Consider the following 20999-nt stretch of genomic DNA (forward strand, 5'->3'; position numbering starts at 1 on the left):
GCACGCCGGCGTGCTTGTCGCGACGCGGACACCGGATCGCAGCACGACCGTGCTAAAACTCGCAGTTCCGGAGACACCCCGCGTCTGCGGTGGACCGATCAACACAGCGAGGCACGCATGGATTTGAGCTTCACACCCGAAGAACAGAAGTTCCGCGAAGAAGTTCGCGCATGGGTCAAGGACAACCTCCCCCAGGAGATTTCGCACAAGGTGCACAACGCGCTCGAACTGACGCGCGACGATCTGCAAGGCTGGGCCAAGATCCTCGGCAAGAAGGGCTGGCTGGGCTACGGCTGGCCCAAGGAATTCGGCGGCCCCGGCTGGACCGCCGTGCAGCGCCACCTGTTCGAGGAAGAAACCGCCCTCGCCGGCGCGCCGCGCATCATCCCGTTCGGCCCCGTCATGGTGGCCCCGGTGATCATGGCCTTCGGCAACGCCGAGCAGCAAAAGCGCTTCCTGCCCGGCATCGCCAGCGGCGAAGTCTGGTGGAGCCAGGGCTACAGCGAACCCGGCTCGGGTTCCGACCTGGCCTCGGTCAAGACCAAGGCCGAGCGCAAGGGTGACAAGTACATCGTCAACGGCCAGAAGACCTGGACCACGCTCGGCCAGCACGGCGACTGGATGTTCAACCTCGTGCGCACCAGCAACGAAGGCAAGCCGCAAACGGGCATCAGCTTCCTGCTGCTGGACATGAAGTCGCCCGGCGTCACCGTGCGCCCGATCAAGCTGATCGACGGCGGCGTCGAGGTGAACGAGGTGTTCTTCGACAACGTCGAAGTGCCCGCCGAAAACCTGATCGGCGAAGAGAACAAGGGCTGGACCTACGCCAAGCACCTGCTCTCGCACGAGCGCACCAACATCGCCGACGTGAACCGCGCCAAGCGCGAACTCGAGCGTTTGAAGCGCATCGCCAAGAGCGAAGGCGTGTACGACGACCTGCGCTTCCGCGACGAGATCGCCAAGCTCGAAGTCGACATCGTCGCCCTCGAGATGATGGTGCTGCGCGTGCTCTCGGCCGCCACCTCGGGCAAGAACTCGCTGGACGTGGCCGGCCTGCTCAAGATCCGCGGCAGCGAGATCCAGCAGCGCTACGCCGAGCTGATGATGCTGGCCGGCGGCCCCTACTCGCTGCCGCTGATCCGCGAAGCCATGGAAGCCGGCTGGCAAGGCAACTTCCCCGGCGGCAACCCGGCGCTGGCACCGCTGGCATCGACCTTCTTCAACATGCGCAAGACCACGATCTACGGCGGCTCGAACGAAGTCCAGCGCAACATCGTGGCGCAAACCGTCCTGGGCTGAGGAGACACCAACATGGATTTCAATTTTTCGGAAGACCAGGACCAGCTGCGCGACGCCGTTCGCAAGTGGGTCGACAAGGGCTATGACTTCGAACGCCGCCGCGGCATCGAGGCCAAGGGCGGCTTCTCGCGCGAGGCCTGGGACGAACTGGCCGAGCTCGGCTTGGGCGGCCTGTACATCAGCGAAGACGACGGCGGCCTGGGCATGGGCCCGGTGGCCGGCATGGTCGTGATGGAAGAACTGGGCCGCGGCATCGTGCTGGAGCCCTTCGCCCAGACGCTGATCGCCGGCGCCGTGCTCGGCGGCTACGCCGACGCGGCCACCAAGGAAAACTGGCTGCCGCGCATCGCCGGCGGCCAGGCCCTCGTGGTGCTGGCCTACCAGGAGCGCAAGGCGCGCTACCGCCTCGACGTGTGCGAGGCCACGGCCGTCAAGTCGGGCAACGGCTACTCGCTGACCGGCGCCAAGAGCGTGGTGCCCGTGGGCGACGAGGCCGATGCCTTCATCGTGCCCGCCAAGGTCAACGGCAAGATCGCCCTCTTCCTGGTCGAGCGCAGCGCCAGCGGCGTCGAAGCCCGCGGCTATGGCACGCAGGACGGCGGCCGCGCGGCCGAAGTCGTGTTCGACAAGGCCGACGCCACGCTGGTCACGGCCGACGGCCTGCCCGCGCTCGAATACGCGGTGGATGTCGGCATTGCCGCCACCTGCGCCGAAGCGGTCGGCGTGCTCGACAAGACGCTCGACGTCACCATCGACTACATGAACCAGCGCAAGCAGTTCGGCGTGGTCATCTCCAGCTTCCAGGCGCTGCGCCACCGCGTCGCCGACATGAAGATGCAGCTGGAGCTGGCACGCTCGATGAGCTACTACGCGACGCTCAAGCTCAACGCCCCGGCCGACGAACGCCGCCAGGCGCTGGCCCGCGCCAAGTACCAGCTGGGCACGTCGATGCGCTACGTGGCCGCGAACTCGGTGCAGCTGCATGGCGGCATCGGCGTGACCGACGAGTACATCGGCAGCCACTACTTCCGCAAGCTCACGCAGCTCGAGCTCACCTTCGGCGACACGCTGCACCACCTGGGTGAAGTGTCGGCCCGCATGCAGGACACGGCCGGCGTCTTCGCCTGACGGCTGTTTGTCGATAGCATCCAACGCCCGCCCGCCTTGCGCCGGCGGGCGTTTTCACTTGCGGGGCCCCAGCCCCCTGCCAGGAGAGAGACAGACATGCCTTCCCGCCGCACCCTGCTTGCCTTGGCCCTTGCCGGAAGCACCGCCGTCACCTTGCTGACCGGCTGCGCCACCTCCGCGCCCTCTTCCACCGAGCGTCCGCCCATCGTCTTCATGCACGGCAACGGCGACTCGGCCGCGCTGTGGCAGACCACGATCTGGCGCTTCGAATCGAACGGCTGGCCGCGCGAGCGGCTCTTCGCCGTCGACCAGCCGACTCCCCTGGCCCGCGACGACGACGCCGTGGCCCAGCCGGGGCGCAGCTCCACCGCCGAGTCGGCCGCGTTCCTGCGCGCCGAGGTCGAGAAGGTGCTGAAGGCCACGGGCGCGCCCAAGGTGGTGCTCATCGGCAATTCGCGCGGCGGCAACACCATCCGCAACTACGTGCAGAACGGCGGCAGCGCGGCCGTGGTGAGCCACGTGGTGCTGGGCGGCAACCCGGCGCACGGCATCTGGAAGGTGAAGGGCCTGCGCGAGAACAACGAGTTCTCGGGGCTCTCGGCCTTCATGCAGCAGCTCAATGCACCCAAGGGACCGAACGGCGACGAGGTCACGCCCGGCGTGCAGTGGCTCACGCTGCGCTCGGACACCAACGACAAGTACGCCCAACCCGACGGCCTGTGGATCGGCGCGCCGGGCCAGCCGACGAACATCGGCTTCGACGGGCCGGCCCTCAAGGGCGCCACCAACCTCGTGCTGCCGCGCGTGGACCACCGCGAGACCTCGTTCTCGCCGGCCGCCTTCGCGGCGACCTGGCGCTTCCTGACCGGCCAGGCGCCGGCCAGCACGGCGGTGGCGCCGGAATCGAAGGTGGTGCTCGACGGCCGTGCGACCGGCGCGGACAACCTGGCGCTGGCCGGCGCGCGCGTCACGGTCTTTGCGGTCGACCCGGCCTCGGGCGCGCGGCGCGGCGAGGCGGCGCACCAGCAGACGGTCGGCGCCAACGGCCGCTGGGGCCCGTTCAGCGCGCAGCCCACTGCGCGCTACGAGTTCGTGCTCGACGTGCCCGGCCAGGGCACCACGCACATCTACCGCAGCCCGTTCGTGCGCAGCAGCGGCGTCGTCAACCTGCGGACCGAGCGCCTGGCGCCGGCCGAGAGCGGCGCGGGCGCGGTGGTCGTCTTCACGCGCCCGCGCGGCTACTTCGATGCACAGCGCGACACGATGAACTTCGACGGCCAGAGCCCGCCGCCCGGCGTGCCGGCCCAGGGCGCGGGGCAGTCGAGCTCACGGCTGCGCATTGCGGCCGGCGCGCCGCAGCGCACGGTCAGCGCCGAGTTCAACGGCGAGCGCATCACCGGCCAGAGCTGGCCCGCCGCGCAAGGGCACACGACGGTGCTCGAGCTGACGTACTGAACGGCCATGAACGACACGGCCCCCTTCGTCCTGACGGCGCGCGACGCGCGCGGCGTCGTCACGCTCACGCTGAACCGCCCCGCCGCCTTCAATGCGCTTTCCGAAGGCATGCTGGGCGCGCTCGAACAGGCGCTCGGCACCATCGCCGCCGATGACACGGTGCGCGCCGTCGTCATCGCCGCGGCGGGCAAGGCCTTCTGCGCGGGCCACGACCTGAAGGAGATGCGCGCCGAGCCCTCGCTCGGCTACTACCAGCAGCTGTTCGACCGGTGCGGCGCGATGATGCTGTCGATCCAGCGGCTGCCGGTGCCGGTGATCGCGCGTGTCCACGGCATCGCGACCGCGGCGGGCTGCCAGCTGGTGGCGGTCTGCGACCTCGCGGTGGCCGCCAGCGACGCGCGCTTTGCGGTCAGCGGCGTCAACGTGGGCCTCTTCTGTGCCACGCCCGGCGTCACGCTGTCGCGCAATCTGGGTCGCAAGGAAGCCTTCGAGATGCTGGTGACGGGCGAATTCATCGGCGCCGAGGAAGCGCGCGAGAAAGGCCTGGTCAACCGGGTCGCGCCGCCCGAGGCGCTCGACGCCGCGGTCGAGGCACTGGTCGCCAGCATCGTCGCCAAGCCCCGCACGGCGCTCGCGCTGGGCAAGGCGCTGTTCTATCGCCAGCTCGAGACCGGCATCGAGGCCGCGCTGGCCGACGCCAGCCGGACCATGGCCTGCAACATGATGGACGAGAGCGCGCTGGAAGGCGTGCAGGCCTTCATCGAGAAGCGGCCGCCGGCCTGGAAGGGCTGAAAGAAAAAAGGAGGCCGAGGCCTCCTTTTTCTTGCGCGTCGGGTGTCAGATGTCGTGCAACCGGGACGACTGCGGCAGGTGCGCCATCAAAAACTCCATCTGGTCCGCCAGGATGCGGCGGTTGCGCAGGATGAAGTCTTCCCACAGGCTGGGCACATAGGGCGCATACAGCAGCGGCATGTTCGCCTGCTCGGGCGTGCGGCTGCTCTTGCGGTGGTTGCAGGGCTTGCAGGCCGTGACCACGTTCATCCAGGTGTCGATGCCGCGCTGCGCGAACGGAATGATGTGCTCGCGCGTGAGTTCGTCTTCGTGGAAATGGCCGCCGCAGTAGGCGCAGATGTTGCGGTCGCGCGAGAACAGCTTGCTGTTGGTGAGGCCCGGGCGCTGCGCGAAGGGGTTGATGCGCGGCACGCCCTTGGTGCCGATGATGCTGTTGATCGCGATCTGCGACTGCTCGCCCGTGATCGCGTTGTGGCCGCCACGGAACACGGCCACCTGCGCGCCCACTTCCCAGCGGACTTCGTCCGCTGCGTAGTGGATCACCGCCTGTTCCAGCGATATCCATGACTGGGGCAGCCCTTGGGCCGACAGCTTCAAGACCTTCACACACGCCTCCTCGAAACGAGAAAAACACGCAGAGACCAGAGACTCGGAATGCGTCGGCGACTCACGCCAACCCACCCACTGCGTCACAATATACCGGCTTTGTGACAAATCGGCCTGATTTGCCCATTCGACGGGCGTCAGGCGCTATCAAAAAGATACTCTCCCATGCAGGTTTTCCGCGGCTTCCGACACCCGGGCGTAGCTCCGGCCTGCGCCCTCACGATCGGCAATTTCGACGGCGTCCACCGCGGCCACCAGGCCATGCTGGCGCTGTTGCAGACCGAGGCCCGCCATCGCGGGCTGCCCAGCTGCGTGCTGACCTTCGAGCCGCACCCGCGCGACTACTTCGCCGCCGTCACCAAGAAACCCGACCTGGCCCCGGCCCGCATCGGCACGCTGCGCGACAAGCTGACCGAGCTGGCGGCCTGCGGCGTCGACCAGACCATCGTGCTGCCCTTCGACGGCCGGCTGGCGTCCCAGTCGCCCGAGGCCTTCATCCAGAACGTGCTGATCGACGGCCTGGGTGCGCGTTACGTGCTGGTGGGCGACGACTTCCGCTTCGGCGCCAAACGCGCGGGCGACTACGCCATGCTCGATGCCGCCGGTGAGACCCACGGTTTCGACGTCGCGCGCATGAACAGCTACGAGGTGCACGGCCTGCGGGTGTCCAGCTCGGCCGTGCGCGAGGCGCTGGCCGAAGGCCGCATGGCCGACGCCCACACGCTGCTGGGGCGCCCGTACACGATCTCGGGCCACGTGGTCCACGGCCGCAAGCTGGGCCGGGCGCTGGGCGCTTCGTCGCCGGGCAAGGACGACGGCTTTCGCACCCTCAACCTGCGCTTCAAGCACTGGAAACCGGCCGCCAGCGGCATCTTCGCGGTGCTGGTCCATGGCCTGGCCGACCAGCCGCTGCCGGGCGTGGCCAACCTCGGCGTGCGGCCCTCGCTGGACGCCAACGACGTCAACGCAGGACGCGTGCTGCTCGAGACGCATTGCCTGGAGTGGCCCTCGCATCTGGGGGCCGAAGGGGCCTACGGTAAAATCGTGCGCGTGGAACTCCTGCACAAACTGCACGACGAATTGCGCTACACCAGCCTCGAAGCCCTCACTGCGGGCATCGCGAAGGATGGCCGCGACGCACGCGCGTTCTTCGCATCGACCCACGCCGAGACCCACCGCCAGACCACGCGCGACCGAATTTAGCCCTGCACGCCCCGTGCTGCCGCCCTTCGACAAGCTCAGGGCGAACGGCTATATCTTCCGCACCGACCGCTCAATGCAGTTCGGGCTGAGCCTGTCGAAGCCCCTCTGTTTCGCCGCACCCAACATGTCTGACGCTGCTTCCCCCAAAGATTACCGTTCCACGCTGAACCTGCCCGACACCCCCTTCCCGATGCGCGGCGACCTGCCCAAGCGCGAACCGGGCTGGGTCAAGGAATGGAACGACGAAGGCCGCTACCACCGCCTGCGCGACGCCCGCCACGGCGCGCCCAAGTTCATCCTGCACGACGGCCCGCCGTACGCCAACGGCCAGATCCACATGGGCCACGCGGTGAACAAGATCCTCAAGGACATGATCACCAAGGCGCGCCAGCTCGAAGGCTTCGACGCGCTGTACGTGCCCGGCTGGGACTGCCACGGCCTGCCGATCGAGAACGCCATCGAAAAGCAGTTCGGCCGCAACCTCAGCCGCGACGAGATGCAGGCCAAGAGTCGCGCCTACGCCACGGAGCAGATCGCCCAGCAGATGGTCGACTTCCAGCGCCTGGGCGTGCTGGGCGAATGGGACCATCCGTACAAGACGATGGACTTCGCCAACGAAGCCGGCGAGCTGCGCGCGTTCAAGCGCGTGATCGAGCGCGGCTTCGTGTACCGGGGCCTGAAGCCCGTGTACTGGTGCTTCGACTGCGGCTCCTCGCTGGCCGAGTTCGAGATCGAGTACGCCGACAAGAAGAGCCAGACCATCGACGTGGCCTTCAAGGCGCACGAGCGCGAGAAGGTGCTCAAGGCCTTCGGCACCGACCACACGATCCTGGGCGACATCTTCGCCGTGATCTGGACCACCACCGCGTGGACGATCCCCGCCAACCAGGCGATCAACCTCAACCCCGAGCTCGAGTACTCGCTGGTCGACACCGAGCGCGGCCTGCTGATCCTGGCCAACTCGCTGGTCGAGATGTGCATGACGCGCTACGCGCTCGACGGCAAGGTGCTGGCCACGGTCAAGGGCGAAGCGCTCGGCGGGCTCGAATTCGAGCACCCGCTGTACGACGTGGATGCCGGCTACCAGCGCCTGTCGCCCATCTACCTGGCCGACTACGCCACCGCCACCGACGGCACGGGCCTCGTGCACTCGTCGCCTGCCTACGGCGTGGACGACTTCAACTCCTGCATCGCCCACGGCGTGGCGTACGACGACATCCTGAACCCGGTGCAGGGCAACGGCAGCTACGCGCCCGACTTCCCGCTGTTCGGCGGCCAGAACATCTGGAAGGCCGTGCCGGTGATCATCGCCGCGCTGCGCGACGCCAACCGACTGCTGACCACCGAGACCATCACCCACAGCTACCCGCACTGCTGGCGCCACAAGACGCCGGTGATCTACCGCGCGGCCGCGCAGTGGTTCGTGCGCATGGACGAAGGCGAAGGCGTGTTCACCAAGGACAAGGCGCCCAAGACGCTGCGCCAGACCGCGCTCGACGCCATCGAACAGACCAGCTTCTACCCCGAGAACGGCAAGGCCCGCCTGCACGACATGATCGCCGGCCGGCCCGACTGGTGCATCAGCCGCCAGCGCAGCTGGGGCGTGCCGATCCCGTTCTTCCTGCACAAGGATTCGGGCGAGCTGCACCCGCGCACCATGGAAATCCTCGACCAGGCCGCCGACATCGTCGAGAAGGGCGGCATCGAGGCCTGGAGCCGCGTCACCGTCGAAGACATCCTGGGCGCCGAAGACGCACCGAGCTACACCAAGAGCACCGACATCCTCGAGGTGTGGTTCGACTCGGGCTCGACCTTCTCGCACGTGCTGCGCGGCACGCACCCCAACGTGCACCACGAGACCGGCCCCGAGGCCGACCTGTACCTCGAAGGCCACGACCAGCACCGCGGCTGGTTCCACTCGTCGCTGCTGATCGCCTGCATGCTGGAAGACCGCGCACCGTACAAGGGCCTGCTCACGCACGGCTTCACGGTGGATGCCAAGGGCATCAAGATGAGCAAGTCGCTCAAGAACGGCATCGACCCGCAGGAAATCAGCAACAAGCTGGGCTCGGAAATCATCCGCCTGTGGGTGGCCGCGAGCGACTACTCGGGCGACATCGCGGGCGACGACAAGATCCTCGCGCGCGTCGTCGACGCCTACCGCCGCATCCGCAACACGCTGCGCTTCCTGCTGGCCAACACGAGTGATTTCGACATCGCCAAGGATGCCGTGCCGCTCGACCAGCTGTTCGAGATCGACCGCTACGCCATGTCGCGCGCGGCGCAGTTCCAGGCCGAGATCCTTGCGCACTACCAGGTGTACGAGTTCCATCCGGTGGTGGCCAAGCTGCAGATCTACTGCTCGGAAGACCTGGGCGGCTTCTACCTCGACATCCTGAAGGACCGCCTCTACACGACGGCCCCGGGTTCGCTCGCGCGCCGCAGTGCGCAGACGGCGCTGTGGCACATCTCGCAGGCGATGCTGCGCTGGATGGCGCCGTTCCTGAGCTTCACGGCCGAAGAGGCCTGGAAGATCGTGGGCACCGGCAAGCCGGGCGAGTCGATCTTCACGCAGACCTACAGCCAGTTCGCCGCACCCGACGAGGCGCTGCTCGCCAAGTGGGGCCGCATCCGCGAGATCCGCGACGGCGTCAACAAGGACATCGAGGCAGTGCGCGCCGAGGGCAAGGTCGGCTCGTCGCTGCAGGCCAACCTGCAGCTGAACGCACCGGCCGACGACCTCGCGCTGCTGGGCTCGCTGGGCGACGACCTGAAGTTCGTGTTCATCGCCTCGGCCGTGGCGCTGGCGGCGGGCGACACCCTGTCGACCGTGGTCACGCCCAGCACCGCACAGAAGTGCGAACGCTGCTGGCACTACCGCGAGGACGTGGGCCACGACCCGGCGCACCCGACGATCTGCGGCCGCTGCACGAGCAACCTGTTCGGCGCGGGCGAATCGCGCAGCGTGGCCTGATGGCGGCCGCACGCTCCGCCTCGTCGGCCTCGCGTTCGCGCGGCGCCAGCATCTGGCCGTGGCTCGGGCTGGCGACGATCATCGTGATCATCGACCAGTTCACGAAAACGCTGATCCTGGGCTACTACAAGCTCGGTGACGCGACCTACGTGACGAGCTTCTTCAACGTCGTGCGCGCGCACAACACGGGCGCCGCCTTCTCGTTCCTGGCCGACCACTCGGGCTGGCAGCGCTGGTTCTTCACGGCGATCGGCGTGGCGGCGGCGATCTTCATCGTCTGGATGCTGCGGTCGCACGCAGGCCAGAAGCTCTTCTCGTTCGCGATGGCCTGCATTTTGGGCGGCGCGATCGGCAACGTGGTCGACCGCATGATGCACGGCTACGTGGTCGACTTCCTGAGCTTCCACTGGGGCAACTGGTACTTCCCGGCGTTCAACGCGGCGGACAGCGCCATCACGCTCGGGGCGATCTGCCTGATCGTCGACGAGATCCGGCGGGTCCGACGCGGCAAGTAAGCCAGTTCTCGACCAAAGGGGCCCACGGGCCCCTTTTTCTTTGGGCCGCACGCTGCGCCAGCGGCCCCGGGGGTTCTCCCCACTTCCCTGCCCTGTCATCGCGAAGTCATACTGCGCCGGTCCAATGTAATCGATTACATGAACCCCACCACGGACCCCGCACGATGAGCATCCAAGCAGTAGCCGCCCAGGCCGGGGTTTCCGTGGCCACGGTCTCGCGCGCCTTCAATTTCCCCGACAAGGTGACGCCGGCCACGCGCGAACTGGTGGAGCGCGTGGCGCGCGAACTCAACTACCTGCCCAACGCCAGCGCCCGCACCCTGCGCACCCAGCGCAGCCGCACGCTCGGCGTGGTGCTGCCCACGCTGCTGAACCCGACCTTTGCCGAATGCCTGCAGGGCATCGCGCGCGCGGCCGTCGCGGGCGGCTACGCGATCCTGCCGGTCACCACGGGCTACCGGCTCGACGAGGAAGAGCGTGCCGTCCAGCTGCTGCTGGCGGGCAACGTCGACGGGCTGATCCTCGTGGTGTCGAACCCGTCCACCTCGGCCGCGCTGCAGCGCCTGCAGGCCGCCGGCGTGCCCTACGTGCTGGCCTACAACCGGCACGCCGACCATCCCTGCGTGTCGGTCGACAGCGAAGGCGCGGTGGCCGACGCGGTCACGCGGCTCGTGCTGCTGGGCCACCGGCGCATCGCGATGGTCAGCGGCACGCTGGCCGCGTCGGACCGCGCGCAGCAGCGCTACCGCGGCTACCAGCGCGGCATGGCCGAAGCCGGCCTCGCGGCGCCGCCGCTGGTCGAAGTGCCCTTTGTCGAGACCGCCGTCGATGCGCTGTGCGCCGAGCTGCGCCCGCGCAGCCGCCCCACGGCACTGGTCTGCTCGAACGACCTGCTCGCCATCCGCAGCATCCGCGCCGCGCATTTGAGCGGCCTGGCGGTGCCCGACGACCTCAGCGTGGTCGGCTTCGACGGCATCGCGCTCGGCGAAGACCTCACGCCCGCGCTCACCACCATCGCGCAGCCCAACAGCGACATCGGCCGCCACAGCGTCGAGCTGCTGGCGCAGGCGATCGCCGGCGGCCGCGCGCTGCAGGCCGACGCGAGCCTGCTGCTGCCCCATGCCTTCCGAGACGGCGAGTCGTGCGCGAATGCGCGCGAAGACAACGACGCCGCACTGTCCTGACCTCACCACCCCTCCCAGGAGTTTTTCCATGTCCCTGCGCTTTCACCGCCTCGCCCGCCTCGGCGTGCTGGCCGCCGCCCTCGTCGCCGCCGGCGGCGCCATGGCCCAGACCGCCATCTGCTACAACTGCCCGACCGAATGGGCCGACTGGGGCACCCAGCTCAAGGCCATCAAGGCCAGGACCGGCATCACCGTGCCGGCCGACAACAAGAACTCGGGCCAGTCGCTCGCGCAGTTGGTCGCCGAAAAAGCCAGCCCCGTGGCCGACGTGACCTACCTGGGCGTGACCTTCGCGGTGCAGGCCGCGAAAGACGGCGTGGTCGAGCCCTACAAGCCGGCCGCCTGGAAAGACATTCCCGACGGACTGAAGGACCCGGCCGGCAACTGGTTCACCATCCACTCGGGCACGCTCGGCTTCATGGTCAACGTCGACGCGCTCAAGGGCAAGCCGGTGCCCAAGTCGTGGGCCGACCTGCTCAAGCCCGAGTACAAGGGCCTCATCGGCTACCTCGACCCCGCCTCGGCCTTCGTGGGCTACGTGGGCGCCGTGGCGGTCAACCAGGCACGCGGCGGCACGCTCGACAACTTCAAGCCGGCCATCGACTACTTCAAGGCGCTGCAGAAGAACGAGCCCATCGTGCCCAAGCAGACCTCGTACGCGCGCGTGCTCTCGGGCGAGATCGCGATCCTGCTCGACTACGACTTCAACGCCTACCGCGCCAAGTACAAGGACAAGGCCAACGTCGCCTTCGTCATCCCCAGCGAAGGCACGCTGGCCGTGCCCTACGTGATGAGCCTGGTCGCCAAGGCGCCGCACGCGGCCGATGCGAAGAAGGTGCTCGACTTCACGCTGTCCGACGAAGGCCAGGCGATCTGGGCCAAGGCCTACCTGCGCCCGGTGCGCGCCAGCGCGATGCCCAAGGAGATCGAGGCGCAGTTCCTGCCCGCCAGCGACTACGCGCGTGCAAAAACCGTCGACTACGCCCGCATGGCCGACGCGCAGCGTGGCTTCTCCGACCAGTACCTGAAGGAAGTGCGCTGACCCGGCGCCGCGCGCGATGACACGCAGCACCACCACCTCCAACTCCAACGCCTGGAACCCGCGCTGGCGATTGCTGGCCTGCGTCGCGCCGGCGGCCGTCTTCTTCGCGGCCTTCTGGCTGCTGCCGGTGGTGCGCCTGCTCGCGCTGCCGGCCGACAAGGGCGCCGCCACCTACTTCGCGGTGCTGACCGACGCGCGCTACCTGCACAGCATGGCCAACACCGTCGCGCTGTCGGTTGCGGTGACGCTGGCCACGCTGGTGCTGGGCGCGGCGGTGGGCATCTACCTCGCGCGCCATGCCTTCCCGGGCAAGCGCATGCTGCTGTCGCTGCTCACGCTGCCGCTGTCGTTCCCGGGCGTGATCATCGGCTTCTTCGTGATCCTGCTGGGCGGGCGCCAGGGCGTGGTGGCCGACCTGAGCGACGCGCTGGTCGGCGAGCGCATCACCTTCGCCTACGGCCTGCTCGGCCTCTTTTTGGCGTACCTGTATTTCTCGCTGCCGCGCGCCATCGCCACCTACGCCGCGGCGGCCGAATCGATGAACACGCAGCTCGAGGAAGCGGCGCGTTCGCTCGGCGCCTCGAAGCTGCGCGTGGCGCGCGACGTGTGGATGCCCGAGCTGGCGCCCACCACGCTGGCCTGCGGCGCCATTTTGTTCGCCACCTCGATGGGCGCCTTCGGCACGGCCTTCACGCTGGCCAGCAAGTTCGAGGTGATCCCCATCACCATCTACAACGAGTTCACCAACTACGCCAACTTCGCGCTCGCCGCGTCGCTGTCGATCTCGCTGGGCGTCGTGACCTGGCTGGTGCTCTTCGTGGCGCGCCGCTTCGGCGCCAACCCGGTCGCCCGATGATGAAGACCCCTTCGCAACCCCGCGCCCCTTTCCTGCTCGCCATCACGGTGATCGTGAGCCTCTTCATGATCGCGCCGATGCTGCTGTCGGTGATGGCCGGCCTCGTCAACAACTACAGCGCGGGCCTGAAGAGCGGCCTCACGCTGCGCTGGCTCGGCGAGGTGTGGGAGAACTACGGCGGCACCGTCGGCTGGTCGCTCGCGCTGGCCGTGGCCTGCGTCGTGTGCACCGTGCTGATCGGCGTGCCCTGCGCCTACACGCTGGCGCGCAGCCGCTCGCGCGCGGCGCGCATTTTTGAAGAACTGCTGACCTTGCCGGTCGCGGTGCCGGGCCTGGCGACGGCGCTCGCGCTCATCCTCGCCTACGGCCAGCTCACGGCCTTCCGCCAGAGCTTCGCCTTCATCCTCGTGGGCCACATCGTCTTCACGCTGCCTTTCATGGTGCGCACCGTGAGCTCGGCCTTCCAGCGCGACGATCTGCTCGCGCTCGAAGAGGCCGCGCGCTCGCTGGGCGCGAACTTCCGCCAGCGCTTCATGGGCATCCTGGTGCCTGCGGTGTTCCCGGCCATCGTGGCCGGCAGCCTGATGGTGTTCACGCTGTCGGTGGGCGAATTCAACCTCACCTGGATGCTGCACACCCCACTCACGCGCACGCTGCCCGTGGGCCTGGCCGACAGCTACGCCTCGATGCGCATCGAGATCGGATCGGCCTACACGCTGGTCTTTTTCGCCGTCATTCTTCCGGTGCTGTGGGGCCTGCAGTACCTTGCCAACCTGATGCAGAAACGCCATGGAACTTGAACGCATCCCCGTCGACATCTCGAACTGCGCGAAGACCTATGCCGACGGCACGCGCGGCCTGCAGCCCACCAACCTCAAGGTCGAGGCCGGCGAGGTGCTCGCGCTGCTCGGCCCCTCGGGCTGCGGCAAGACCACGCTGCTGCGTCTCATCGCCGGGCTGGAAGCACCCGACGACGACAGCCGCATCGTCTTCGGCGACCAGGACGTCACGCAGCGCCCGGTCGAGCACCGCGGCGTGGGCATGGTGTTCCAGAGCTACGCGCTCTTTCCGCAGATGACGGTGGCGGCCAACATCGGCTACGGCCTGCGCATCCGCGGCGTGTCGCCCGAGGAAGAGAAACGCGCCGTGGGCGAACTGGTCGACCTCGTGCGCCTGGGCGGCCTGGAGAACAAGCGCCCCGCCGAACTCTCGGGCGGCCAGCGCCAGCGCGTGGCCCTGGCGCGCGCCGTGGCCGTGCGCCCGCGCGTGCTGCTGCTCGACGAGCCGCTGGCCGCGCTCGACGCCAAGCTCAAGGAATCGCTGCGCGACGAACTCGCCGAGCTGCTGCGCCGCCTGCACATCACGGCCATCCACGTCACGCACGACCAGCAGGAGGCGCTGGCCATCGCCGACCGGCTCGCCGTGATGCGCGCCGGGCGCATCGTGCAGGTCGGACGCGGCGAAGACCTGTACCGCGCGCCCGCGCACCCCTTCGTGGCCGAGTTCCTGGGCCGGGTCAACCGGCTGGAGCGCGCGCCCGACGCCATCGCACAGGGCGTTGTCCGACTCGGAGGGTCGTCGCTGCCCTGCCCCGCGCCCTGGCAGCAGCATGCGACGCTGCTGGTGCGGCCCGAAGACATCGAGGTCGGCGCGCCCCCGCCCGGCGAGGCGCCCGGCTGGGGCCGCGCCACGGTCGAACGCCGCACCTTCCTCGGCGACCGCGTGCAGTTGCACCTGCGCCTGCAGGACCAGCCCGTGCTGGTGGCCGACGTGGGGCGCGACAACCCCTTCGGACCGGGCGACGCGGTGGGCCTGCGCATCCCGGCCGACCGCCTGATGACCTCGCAGGAAACCCGCGCATGACCACGACCACGCCCCCCAACACCTTCCTGGTCCAGCTGACCGACCTGCACATCCGCGAGCCCGGCCGGCTGGCCTACGGCCGCATCGACACGGCGCCCTACCTCGCGCGCGCCGTGCAGTCGGTGCTCGCGCTGCGCCAGCCGCCCGACGCGGTGGTGATCACCGGCGACCTGACCGACTTCGGCCGCGCCGCCGAGTACGAACACCTGGCCGCCCTGCTCGCGCCGCTGACGATGCCCGTCTACCTGCTGCCCGGCAACCACGACGACCGCGACCAGCTGCGCCGCAGCTTCCCCGACCACGCCTACCTGGGCACGGGCGCCGACACGCACGGCTTCGTGCAGTACTCGGTGCGCGTGGGCGACCTGCGGCTGCTCACGCTCGACACCTGCGTGCCCGGCGCCAGCCACGGCACGCTGTGCGAGCGGCGCCTGGCCTGGCTCGAAGCCCAGCTCGACGCCTGCCGCCACGAGCCCGTGGTGGTCGCCATGCACCACCCGCCCTTCGAGACGCTGATCGGCCACATGGACGAGATCGGCCTGCTCGAAGGCGCCAACGCGCTCGAGGCCCTGCTGCGCCGCTACACGAACGTCGAGCGCGTGGTCTGCGGCCACCTGCACCGCGCCATCGACGTGCGCTTCGGCGGCACCATCGCCTCGACCTCGCCGGCGCAGGCGCACCAGGTCTGCCTCGACCTGGCGCCCGACGCCGCCTCGGCCTGGACGCTGGAGCCGCCCTCGTTCCGGGTGCACGCCTGGTCTGCGGCCGGGCGCCGGCTCGTCACCCACCTGGCGGCCTCCGGCAGCTTCGAAGGCCCTTATCCTTTCCACGACAACGGAGCCCTGATCGACTGAAGCGTCTACTTGTGGAAAATGGGGCTGAAACGAATCAAAACGAAAACAAGAGAAAGGTCAGACCCCGCCCTCCATGAAGCACCTTCTGAATCTGCTTGCGGCCGTCGCCCTGCTGGTGTGGGGCACGCACCTCGTGCGCACCGGCGTGCTGCGCGTCTTCGGCGCCAACCTGCGCAAGATCCTCGTGCAGAGCATGCGCAACCGTTTCACGGCCGCGCTCTCGGGCATCGGCGTCACGGCGCTCGTGCAGTCGAGCACGGCCACCTCGCTCATGACCTCCTCGTTCGTGGGGCAGGGCCTGGTCACGCTGCCGGCGGCGCTGGCGGTGATGCGGGGCGCCGACGTGGGCACGGCGCTGATCTCGGTGCTGTTCTCGGCCGACCTCTCGTGGCTCTCGCCGATGTTCATCTTCGTGGGGGTGGTGCTGTTCATCACGCGCTCGGCCACCGTGGCGGGGCGCGTGGGGCGGGTGCTGATCGGGCTGGGGCTGATGCTGCTGGCGCTGCAGCTGGTGGTGGCGGCCACCGAGCCGCTGTTCTCGTCGCCGGCCGTGCGGGCGCTGCTGGCGTCCATCACCAGCGACGTGCTGCTGGAGATCACCCTGGGTGCCGCACTTGCCATCGTGGCCTATTCGAGCCTGGCGGTGGTGCTGCTGGTGGCCGCCATGGCGAGCTCGAACGTGGTGCCGCTCGACGTGGCGCTGGGCCTGGTGCTCGGCGCCAACCTCGGTAGCGGCCTGCTGGCGGTGCTGACCACGGCGCGCTCGGCCGTGTCGGTGCGGCAGGTGACGGTGGGCAACCTGCTGTTCAAGGCACTGGGCGTGGCGCTGGTCACGCCGTTCGTGGGGCTGTGGGTGCGCTACGTGCAGCCCCAGCTGCCGAACCAGACGCACGGCGTGGTGCTGTTCCACCTGGCGTTCAACATCGTGATCAGCGTCGGCTTCATCGGCCTCACGCAGTGGGTCGCCAAGCTGGTGACGCGCATGCTGCCCGTGCCGCCGCAGCCCGTGGGCACGAGCCGGCCGCACCACCTCGATCCTTCGGCGCTGTCGACGCCTTCGCTGGCCATTTCGAACGCGGCGCGCGAGGCGCTGCACCAGGCGGACATCGTGGAGACGATGCTGATCGGCACGCTCGATGTGATCCGCAACAACGACCTGCGGCTGGCGCAGGAGCTGCGGCAGCTCGACGACACGGTGGACGAGCTGTACTCGGCGATCAAGTACTACATGACGCGCATCTCGCGCGAGGCGCTGGGCGAAGAGGAAAGCCGGCGGTGGACGGACATCATCAGCTTCACGATCAACATGGAGCAGATCGGGGACATCATCGAGCGGGTGATCATCGATATCGAGGACAAGAAGATCAAGCCGCAGCGCAACTTCTCGGAAGCGGGGATGGCGGAGATCGTCGAGTTGCACCAGCGGCTGGTTGCCAATCTGCGGTTGAGCATGAGTGTGTTCTTGAACGGCAATGTTCGCGACGCACAGAAGCTGCTGGAAGAGAAGGCGCGGTTTCGGGATCTGGAGCGGGCCTATGCAACAACCCATCTGGATCGGTTGTCGGATCGGACTACTTTGAGCATCGAGACGAGTTCGCTGCACATCGATCTGATCAGTGATTTGAAGCGGATCAATTCGCATATCTGTTCGATTGCTTATCCGATTCTTGAGTCTGCGGGGGCTTTGGCGCCTAGCCGGCTGCGGGAGTCTCGGTTGGGGAAGATCGAGGGTTAGTCGTTTGATGGCCTGAGGCCGGGTCTCGCCCCGGCGGGCGACTCACTTTCTTTTGCTTCGCCAAAAGAAAGTAAGCAAAGAAAAGGCGACCCTGCTGTCTGCGTCCCTCCGCTTCGCTGCGGGCAACCTGCGGTGCTCACGTTTCGCGGGGTCTCGCCCAAACTCGCTTCGCTCAAACAAGGGCGAGCCCTGATCCGCGAAACGCTGCGCTCCTCGGCGCATACAGAAGGGGTGGGGAACCTCACAGGCCTTTGCTTCGCTCGGCCTGGGAACACCGCAAGGCTCTGCCTCGTTTACCAGAAGTCTCCTAAAAGGCCGGCAATGCTCGGGGCTCCGAAGGAGTTCGACATGACCATTGTTCTGCCGCAAAGCGCGGTCGCCGCGTCGCTCGGGGTGCAGCAACTTGCCACCGCGTTCAGTCCGGCGTTTTCGCATCTGCGCATTCTTCGCAACCTCATCATCCCGATGCCTTCCGGTTGCGTGGTGCCCACGGCGCGCATCGATGCGGTCGTCGTGTGCGAGACCGGGGTGTACCTGTTCGAGATCAAGGCGTGGCGCAATGCGTTCGTCTACCGCAAGAAGTCCGACGAGGCGCCGCCGCGCTGGTTCCTGCGGTTGCAGGGCTGCACGCGGGCACGTGAAGTGAAAGACCCGGCCTGGCAAGGCGGGCGCAAGACGACGCAGTTGCGCAGCCTGCTGCCGGACGACCTGCGGCTGCAGTACTTCGTGCTGCTGCCGTGCGAAGGCGTGGAGCTGGAGGGCGTGATGCCTGCCGCCGTGATCACGCAGCAGGACCTGCCGTACATCGCGCGCCTGGTGCGCAACAACGGGCGCACGGCGCGCACGTATCCGCTGCTCGACGCGCAGGCGGTCGATCGCACGGTGCAGCGACTACTGGAGATCCAGGGCGATCTGTCGCTGGAGACGCATGCGCAGAACTGTCGCGAACGGATCGAACGGCCTGCGGTGGCGTGGCCGGCGGTGAACGCGATGGGGTTGCAGTAACGACTGCTCACCAACCGGCCCTGGGCGCGGGAGGGCGTCCCACATTCCTCCGACATTGGTGAAGACCATGCGGTGATGATGATTCCTCCCAAGTCTCTCGCAGCCCTTGCCGCGCTGTGCCTCGCGATGGCGGCCTGCCCCGCACAGGCCGCCGACCCGTTCACCGTGCAGGACATCCGCCTCGAAGGCCTGCAGCGCGTCGAAGCGGGCACGGTATTCGCGACCCTCGGCCTGAAGGCCGGCGATACCTACAGCGACGACCGCGGCAGCGCGGCGATCCGCGCTCTGTTCGACCTGGGGCTGTTCAAGGACGTGCGCATCGACGTCAATGGCCATGTGCTCGTCGTCATCGTCGAAGAGCGCCCCACCGTGGCCGATGTCGACTTCGCGGGCACCAAGGAGTTCGACAAGGCGGCACTGCAGAAGGCGCTGCGCGACATCGGGCTGGCCGAAGGCCGGCCTTACGACAAGGCGCTGGCCGACCGCGCACAGCAGGAACTCAAGCGCCAATACATCGGCCGCAGCCTCTACAACGCGCAGGTGGTCACCACCGTGACGCCGCTGGAGCGCAACCGCGTCAACCTGACGTTCAGCGTGACCGAGGGCGAGCCGGCGCGCATCACGCGGGTGCGCGTGGTGGGCCAGCAGGCTTTCGACGAACGCACACTGCTCGACCTGTTCGACCAGGACAGCGGCGGCTGGCTGGCGTGGTACACGAAGTCGAACCAGTACGCACGCACCAAGTTCGACGCCGACCTGGAAACGCTGCGTTCGTTCTACCTGACGCGCGGGTACCTCGAGTTCCGCATCGAGTCGACGCAGGTCGCGATCTCGCCCGACCGGCAGACACTCGAACTCACCGTCAACATCAGCGAGGGCGAGAAGTTCGCGGTGGCCGGCGTGAAGCTGGCGGGCAACTACCTGGGACGCGAGGACGAGTTCAAGTCGCTCGTCACCGTGCGCCCCGGCGCGCCCTACAACGGCGAGGACGTGGCGGCCACCACCAAGGCCTTCGCCGATCACTTCGGCACCTTCGGCTACGCCTTCGCGCGCGTGAAGGCCGAGCCCGAGATCGACCGCACCCGGCGCCGCGTCGTGATGGTGCTGAACGCCGAGCCGGGGCGGCGCGCCTATGTGCGGCGGCTGAACATCGGTGGCAATGCGCGCACGCGCGACGAGGTGATCCGGCGCGAGTTCCGCCAATACGAAGGCGCCTGGTACGACGGCACGAAGATCCGGCTCTCGCGCGACCGCGTCGACCGCCTGGGCTTCTTCACCGACGTGAACGTCGAGACCGCCGAAGTGCCGGGCAGCAACGACCAGGTCGACCTGAACGTCACCGTGGCCGAGAAGCCCACGGGCTCGCTGCAACTCGGCGCGGGCTACTCGTCGACCGACAAGGTCTCGCTGAGCTTCGGCATCACGCAGGAGAACGTGTTCGGCTCGGGCAACTACCTGGGGCTGCAGGTCAACACCAGCTCGTACAACCGCTCGGTGTCGCTCACGGCCACCGACCCGTACTTCACGAAGGACGGCATCTCGCGCACCTTCAACCTGTTCCACACCACCACCCGGCCCTACTACGAGGCCGACGGCAACTACAAGCTCGCGAGCGACGGCGGCTCGGTGCGCTTCGGACTGCCGGTGAACGAGCTGGACACGGTGTACCTGGGCATCGGCGTGGAGCGTTATTCGTTCACGCCGGGCACCAACGGTTCGTACACGCTGGTCAACGGCTCGTACGTCTACACGGCCACGCCGCAGGCCTACCTCGACTACTTCCAGTGCACGGGCACCGCGCCGAGCGTGGTGTGCGCGGGCAGGAACGTGGTGGGCATCCCGGCCACCGTGGGCTGGTCGCGCGACGACCGCGACAGCGCCCTGGTGCCCACGCGCGGGCGCCTGCAGAGCGCCAACCTCGAGCTGGGCGTGGGCAGCGAGTTGCGCTACCTGAAGACCAACTACCAGTACCAGCAGTACGTGCCGCTGTCCAGGCAGTACACGCTGGCCTTCAACGGCCAGCTCGGCTATGCGAAGGCGCTGGGCGGCAGCAGCTTCCCGATCTTCAAGAACTTCTATGCGGGCGGGCTGGGCTCGATCCGCGGCTTCGAGCAGAACTCGCTGGGCCCGACCGACGCGGTCACCGGCGGTTCGCTGGGCGGCACGCGCAAGGCGATCTTCAACATGGAGCTGACCACGCCCTTCCCCGGCGCGGGCAACGACAAGTCGCTGCGCCTGTACACCTTCTTCGATGCGGGCAATGTGTTCGCCGAACGCACGGCCAGCATGACCGACGCGCAGTGGAAGGCGCAGAACCGCCTGCGCGCCTCGGCCGGCCTGGGCATCAGCTGGATCTCGCCGCTGGGGCCGCTGCGCCTGGCGTACGCGGTGCCGATCGTCTACCAGAAGGAGGACACGGCCAACGGCATCGCGGCCGACCGCACGCAGCGCTTCCAGTTCCAGATCGGCACGTCCTTCTGAACCGACC

17 protein-coding genes are annotated in these 20999 nt (G+C 68.1%); 16 read left to right on the forward strand and 1 reads right to left on the reverse strand.

Translation table 11 applies throughout. The annotated features are described in order from the left end of the window. Positions 1-117: 117 nt before the first annotated feature. The 4 genes from AC07SQ_RS07565 (at position 118) to AC07SQ_RS07580 (ending at position 4674) form a co-directional block, all read left to right on the forward strand. Positions 118-1299, forward strand: coding sequence for an acyl-CoA dehydrogenase family protein (locus AC07SQ_RS07565; RefSeq protein ID WP_062482930.1), 1182 nt, complete (start codon positions 118-120; stop codon positions 1297-1299). A 12-nt stretch (positions 1300-1311) separates the two neighbouring features. Further along, positions 1312-2427, forward strand: coding sequence for an acyl-CoA dehydrogenase family protein (locus AC07SQ_RS07570; protein ID WP_495273543.1), 1116 nt, complete (start codon positions 1312-1314; stop codon positions 2425-2427). Between the two features lie 96 nt (positions 2428-2523). Continuing rightward, positions 2524-3882 carry an alpha/beta fold hydrolase gene (locus tag AC07SQ_RS07575; protein WP_495273544.1) on the forward strand — a complete coding sequence of 453 codons (1359 nt, stop codon included), beginning with the start codon at positions 2524-2526 and terminating at the stop codon, positions 3880-3882. A gap of 6 nt (positions 3883-3888) precedes the next feature. Next, the gene (locus AC07SQ_RS07580; RefSeq protein WP_159273106.1) at positions 3889-4674 is read left to right on the forward strand and encodes an enoyl-CoA hydratase; all 786 of its coding nucleotides are present in this window, start codon (positions 3889-3891) and stop codon (positions 4672-4674) included. A gap of 45 nt (positions 4675-4719) precedes the next feature. On the opposite strand, the gene AC07SQ_RS07585 is transcribed toward AC07SQ_RS07580, so the two are convergent. Beyond that, on the reverse strand, positions 4720-5280 hold the full coding sequence (locus tag AC07SQ_RS07585) for an HNH endonuclease (RefSeq protein ID WP_062480919.1): 561 nt from the start codon (positions 5278-5280) through the stop codon (positions 4720-4722). Between the two features lie 165 nt (positions 5281-5445). Between AC07SQ_RS07585 and AC07SQ_RS07590 the strand changes: the two genes are divergently transcribed. The 12 genes from AC07SQ_RS07590 (at position 5446) to bamA (ending at position 20992) form a co-directional block, all read left to right on the forward strand. Further along, on the forward strand, positions 5446-6483 hold the full coding sequence (locus tag AC07SQ_RS07590; RefSeq protein ID WP_307694915.1) for a bifunctional riboflavin kinase/FAD synthetase: 1038 nt from the start codon (positions 5446-5448) through the stop codon (positions 6481-6483). Between the two features lie 124 nt (positions 6484-6607). Beyond that, positions 6608-9457, forward strand: coding sequence for an isoleucine--tRNA ligase (ileS, locus tag AC07SQ_RS07595; RefSeq protein WP_070062279.1), 2850 nt, complete (start codon positions 6608-6610; stop codon positions 9455-9457). After that, positions 9457-9972, forward strand: coding sequence for a signal peptidase II (gene lspA, locus AC07SQ_RS07600; protein WP_159273104.1), 516 nt, complete (start codon positions 9457-9459; stop codon positions 9970-9972). Before ileS ends, lspA begins: the two co-directional genes overlap by 1 nt. Positions 9973-10136: 164 nt before the next feature. Beyond that, entirely contained in the window at positions 10137-11156 is a 1020-nt protein-coding gene (locus AC07SQ_RS07605) for a LacI family DNA-binding transcriptional regulator (RefSeq protein WP_307587066.1), read from the forward strand. A 28-nt stretch (positions 11157-11184) separates the two neighbouring features. Further along, positions 11185-12198, forward strand: a complete 1014-nt coding sequence (locus AC07SQ_RS07610; protein WP_495261117.1) for an ABC transporter substrate-binding protein — start codon at positions 11185-11187, stop codon at positions 12196-12198. 16 nt (positions 12199-12214) lie between these two features. Continuing rightward, positions 12215-13054 (forward strand): ABC transporter permease, encoded by an 840-nt coding sequence (locus tag AC07SQ_RS07615; protein WP_307694918.1) that lies wholly within the window; start codon positions 12215-12217, stop codon positions 13052-13054. After that, the gene (locus AC07SQ_RS07620; protein WP_062480906.1) at positions 13054-13854 is read left to right on the forward strand and encodes an ABC transporter permease; all 801 of its coding nucleotides are present in this window, start codon (positions 13054-13056) and stop codon (positions 13852-13854) included. Before AC07SQ_RS07615 ends, AC07SQ_RS07620 begins: the two co-directional genes overlap by 1 nt. Then, complete coding sequence (locus AC07SQ_RS07625; protein WP_495273545.1) at positions 13844-14917, forward strand: ABC transporter ATP-binding protein; 1074 nt, start codon at positions 13844-13846, stop codon at positions 14915-14917. The genes AC07SQ_RS07620 and AC07SQ_RS07625 overlap by 11 nt, the downstream gene beginning before the upstream one ends. Next, positions 14914-15771 (forward strand): phosphodiesterase, encoded by an 858-nt coding sequence (locus tag AC07SQ_RS07630; protein WP_495273546.1) that lies wholly within the window; start codon positions 14914-14916, stop codon positions 15769-15771. The genes AC07SQ_RS07625 and AC07SQ_RS07630 overlap by 4 nt, the downstream gene beginning before the upstream one ends. A gap of 73 nt (positions 15772-15844) precedes the next feature. After that, on the forward strand, positions 15845-17506 hold the full coding sequence (locus AC07SQ_RS07635) for a Na/Pi cotransporter family protein (protein WP_062480901.1): 1662 nt from the start codon (positions 15845-15847) through the stop codon (positions 17504-17506). 348 nt (positions 17507-17854) lie between these two features. Continuing rightward, positions 17855-18511 (forward strand): nuclease-related domain-containing protein, encoded by a 657-nt coding sequence (locus AC07SQ_RS07640; protein WP_062480899.1) that lies wholly within the window; start codon positions 17855-17857, stop codon positions 18509-18511. Positions 18512-18586: 75 nt separating this feature from the next. Beyond that, positions 18587-20992, forward strand: coding sequence for an outer membrane protein assembly factor BamA (gene bamA, locus AC07SQ_RS07645; protein ID WP_495272229.1), 2406 nt, complete (start codon positions 18587-18589; stop codon positions 20990-20992). The last annotated feature ends 7 nt before the right edge of the window (positions 20993-20999 follow it).

The sequence above is a fragment of the Variovorax sp. GW821-FHT06D12 genome (assembly GCF_059419205.1).

Coding starts and splice junctions, on each gene's coding strand:
- AC07SQ_RS07565 (WP_062482930.1), top strand. CDS start 118: ATGGATTTGAGCTTCACACCCGAAGAACAGAAGTTCCGCGAAGAAGTT.
- AC07SQ_RS07570 (WP_495273543.1), top strand. CDS start 1,312: ATGGATTTCAATTTTTCGGAAGACCAGGACCAGCTGCGCGACGCCGTT.
- AC07SQ_RS07575 (WP_495273544.1), top strand. CDS start 2,524: ATGCCTTCCCGCCGCACCCTGCTTGCCTTGGCCCTTGCCGGAAGCACC.
- AC07SQ_RS07580 (WP_159273106.1), top strand. CDS start 3,889: ATGAACGACACGGCCCCCTTCGTCCTGACGGCGCGCGACGCGCGCGGC.
- AC07SQ_RS07590 (WP_307694915.1), top strand. CDS start 5,446: ATGCAGGTTTTCCGCGGCTTCCGACACCCGGGCGTAGCTCCGGCCTGC.
- ileS (WP_070062279.1), top strand. CDS start 6,608: ATGTCTGACGCTGCTTCCCCCAAAGATTACCGTTCCACGCTGAACCTG.
- lspA (WP_159273104.1), top strand. CDS start 9,457: ATGGCGGCCGCACGCTCCGCCTCGTCGGCCTCGCGTTCGCGCGGCGCC.
- AC07SQ_RS07605 (WP_307587066.1), top strand. CDS start 10,137: ATGAGCATCCAAGCAGTAGCCGCCCAGGCCGGGGTTTCCGTGGCCACG.
- AC07SQ_RS07610 (WP_495261117.1), top strand. CDS start 11,185: ATGTCCCTGCGCTTTCACCGCCTCGCCCGCCTCGGCGTGCTGGCCGCC.
- AC07SQ_RS07615 (WP_307694918.1), top strand. CDS start 12,215: ATGACACGCAGCACCACCACCTCCAACTCCAACGCCTGGAACCCGCGC.
- AC07SQ_RS07620 (WP_062480906.1), top strand. CDS start 13,054: ATGAAGACCCCTTCGCAACCCCGCGCCCCTTTCCTGCTCGCCATCACG.
- AC07SQ_RS07625 (WP_495273545.1), top strand. CDS start 13,844: ATGGAACTTGAACGCATCCCCGTCGACATCTCGAACTGCGCGAAGACC.
- AC07SQ_RS07630 (WP_495273546.1), top strand. CDS start 14,914: ATGACCACGACCACGCCCCCCAACACCTTCCTGGTCCAGCTGACCGAC.
- AC07SQ_RS07635 (WP_062480901.1), top strand. CDS start 15,845: ATGAAGCACCTTCTGAATCTGCTTGCGGCCGTCGCCCTGCTGGTGTGG.
- AC07SQ_RS07640 (WP_062480899.1), top strand. CDS start 17,855: ATGACCATTGTTCTGCCGCAAAGCGCGGTCGCCGCGTCGCTCGGGGTG.
- bamA (WP_495272229.1), top strand. CDS start 18,587: ATGATGATTCCTCCCAAGTCTCTCGCAGCCCTTGCCGCGCTGTGCCTC.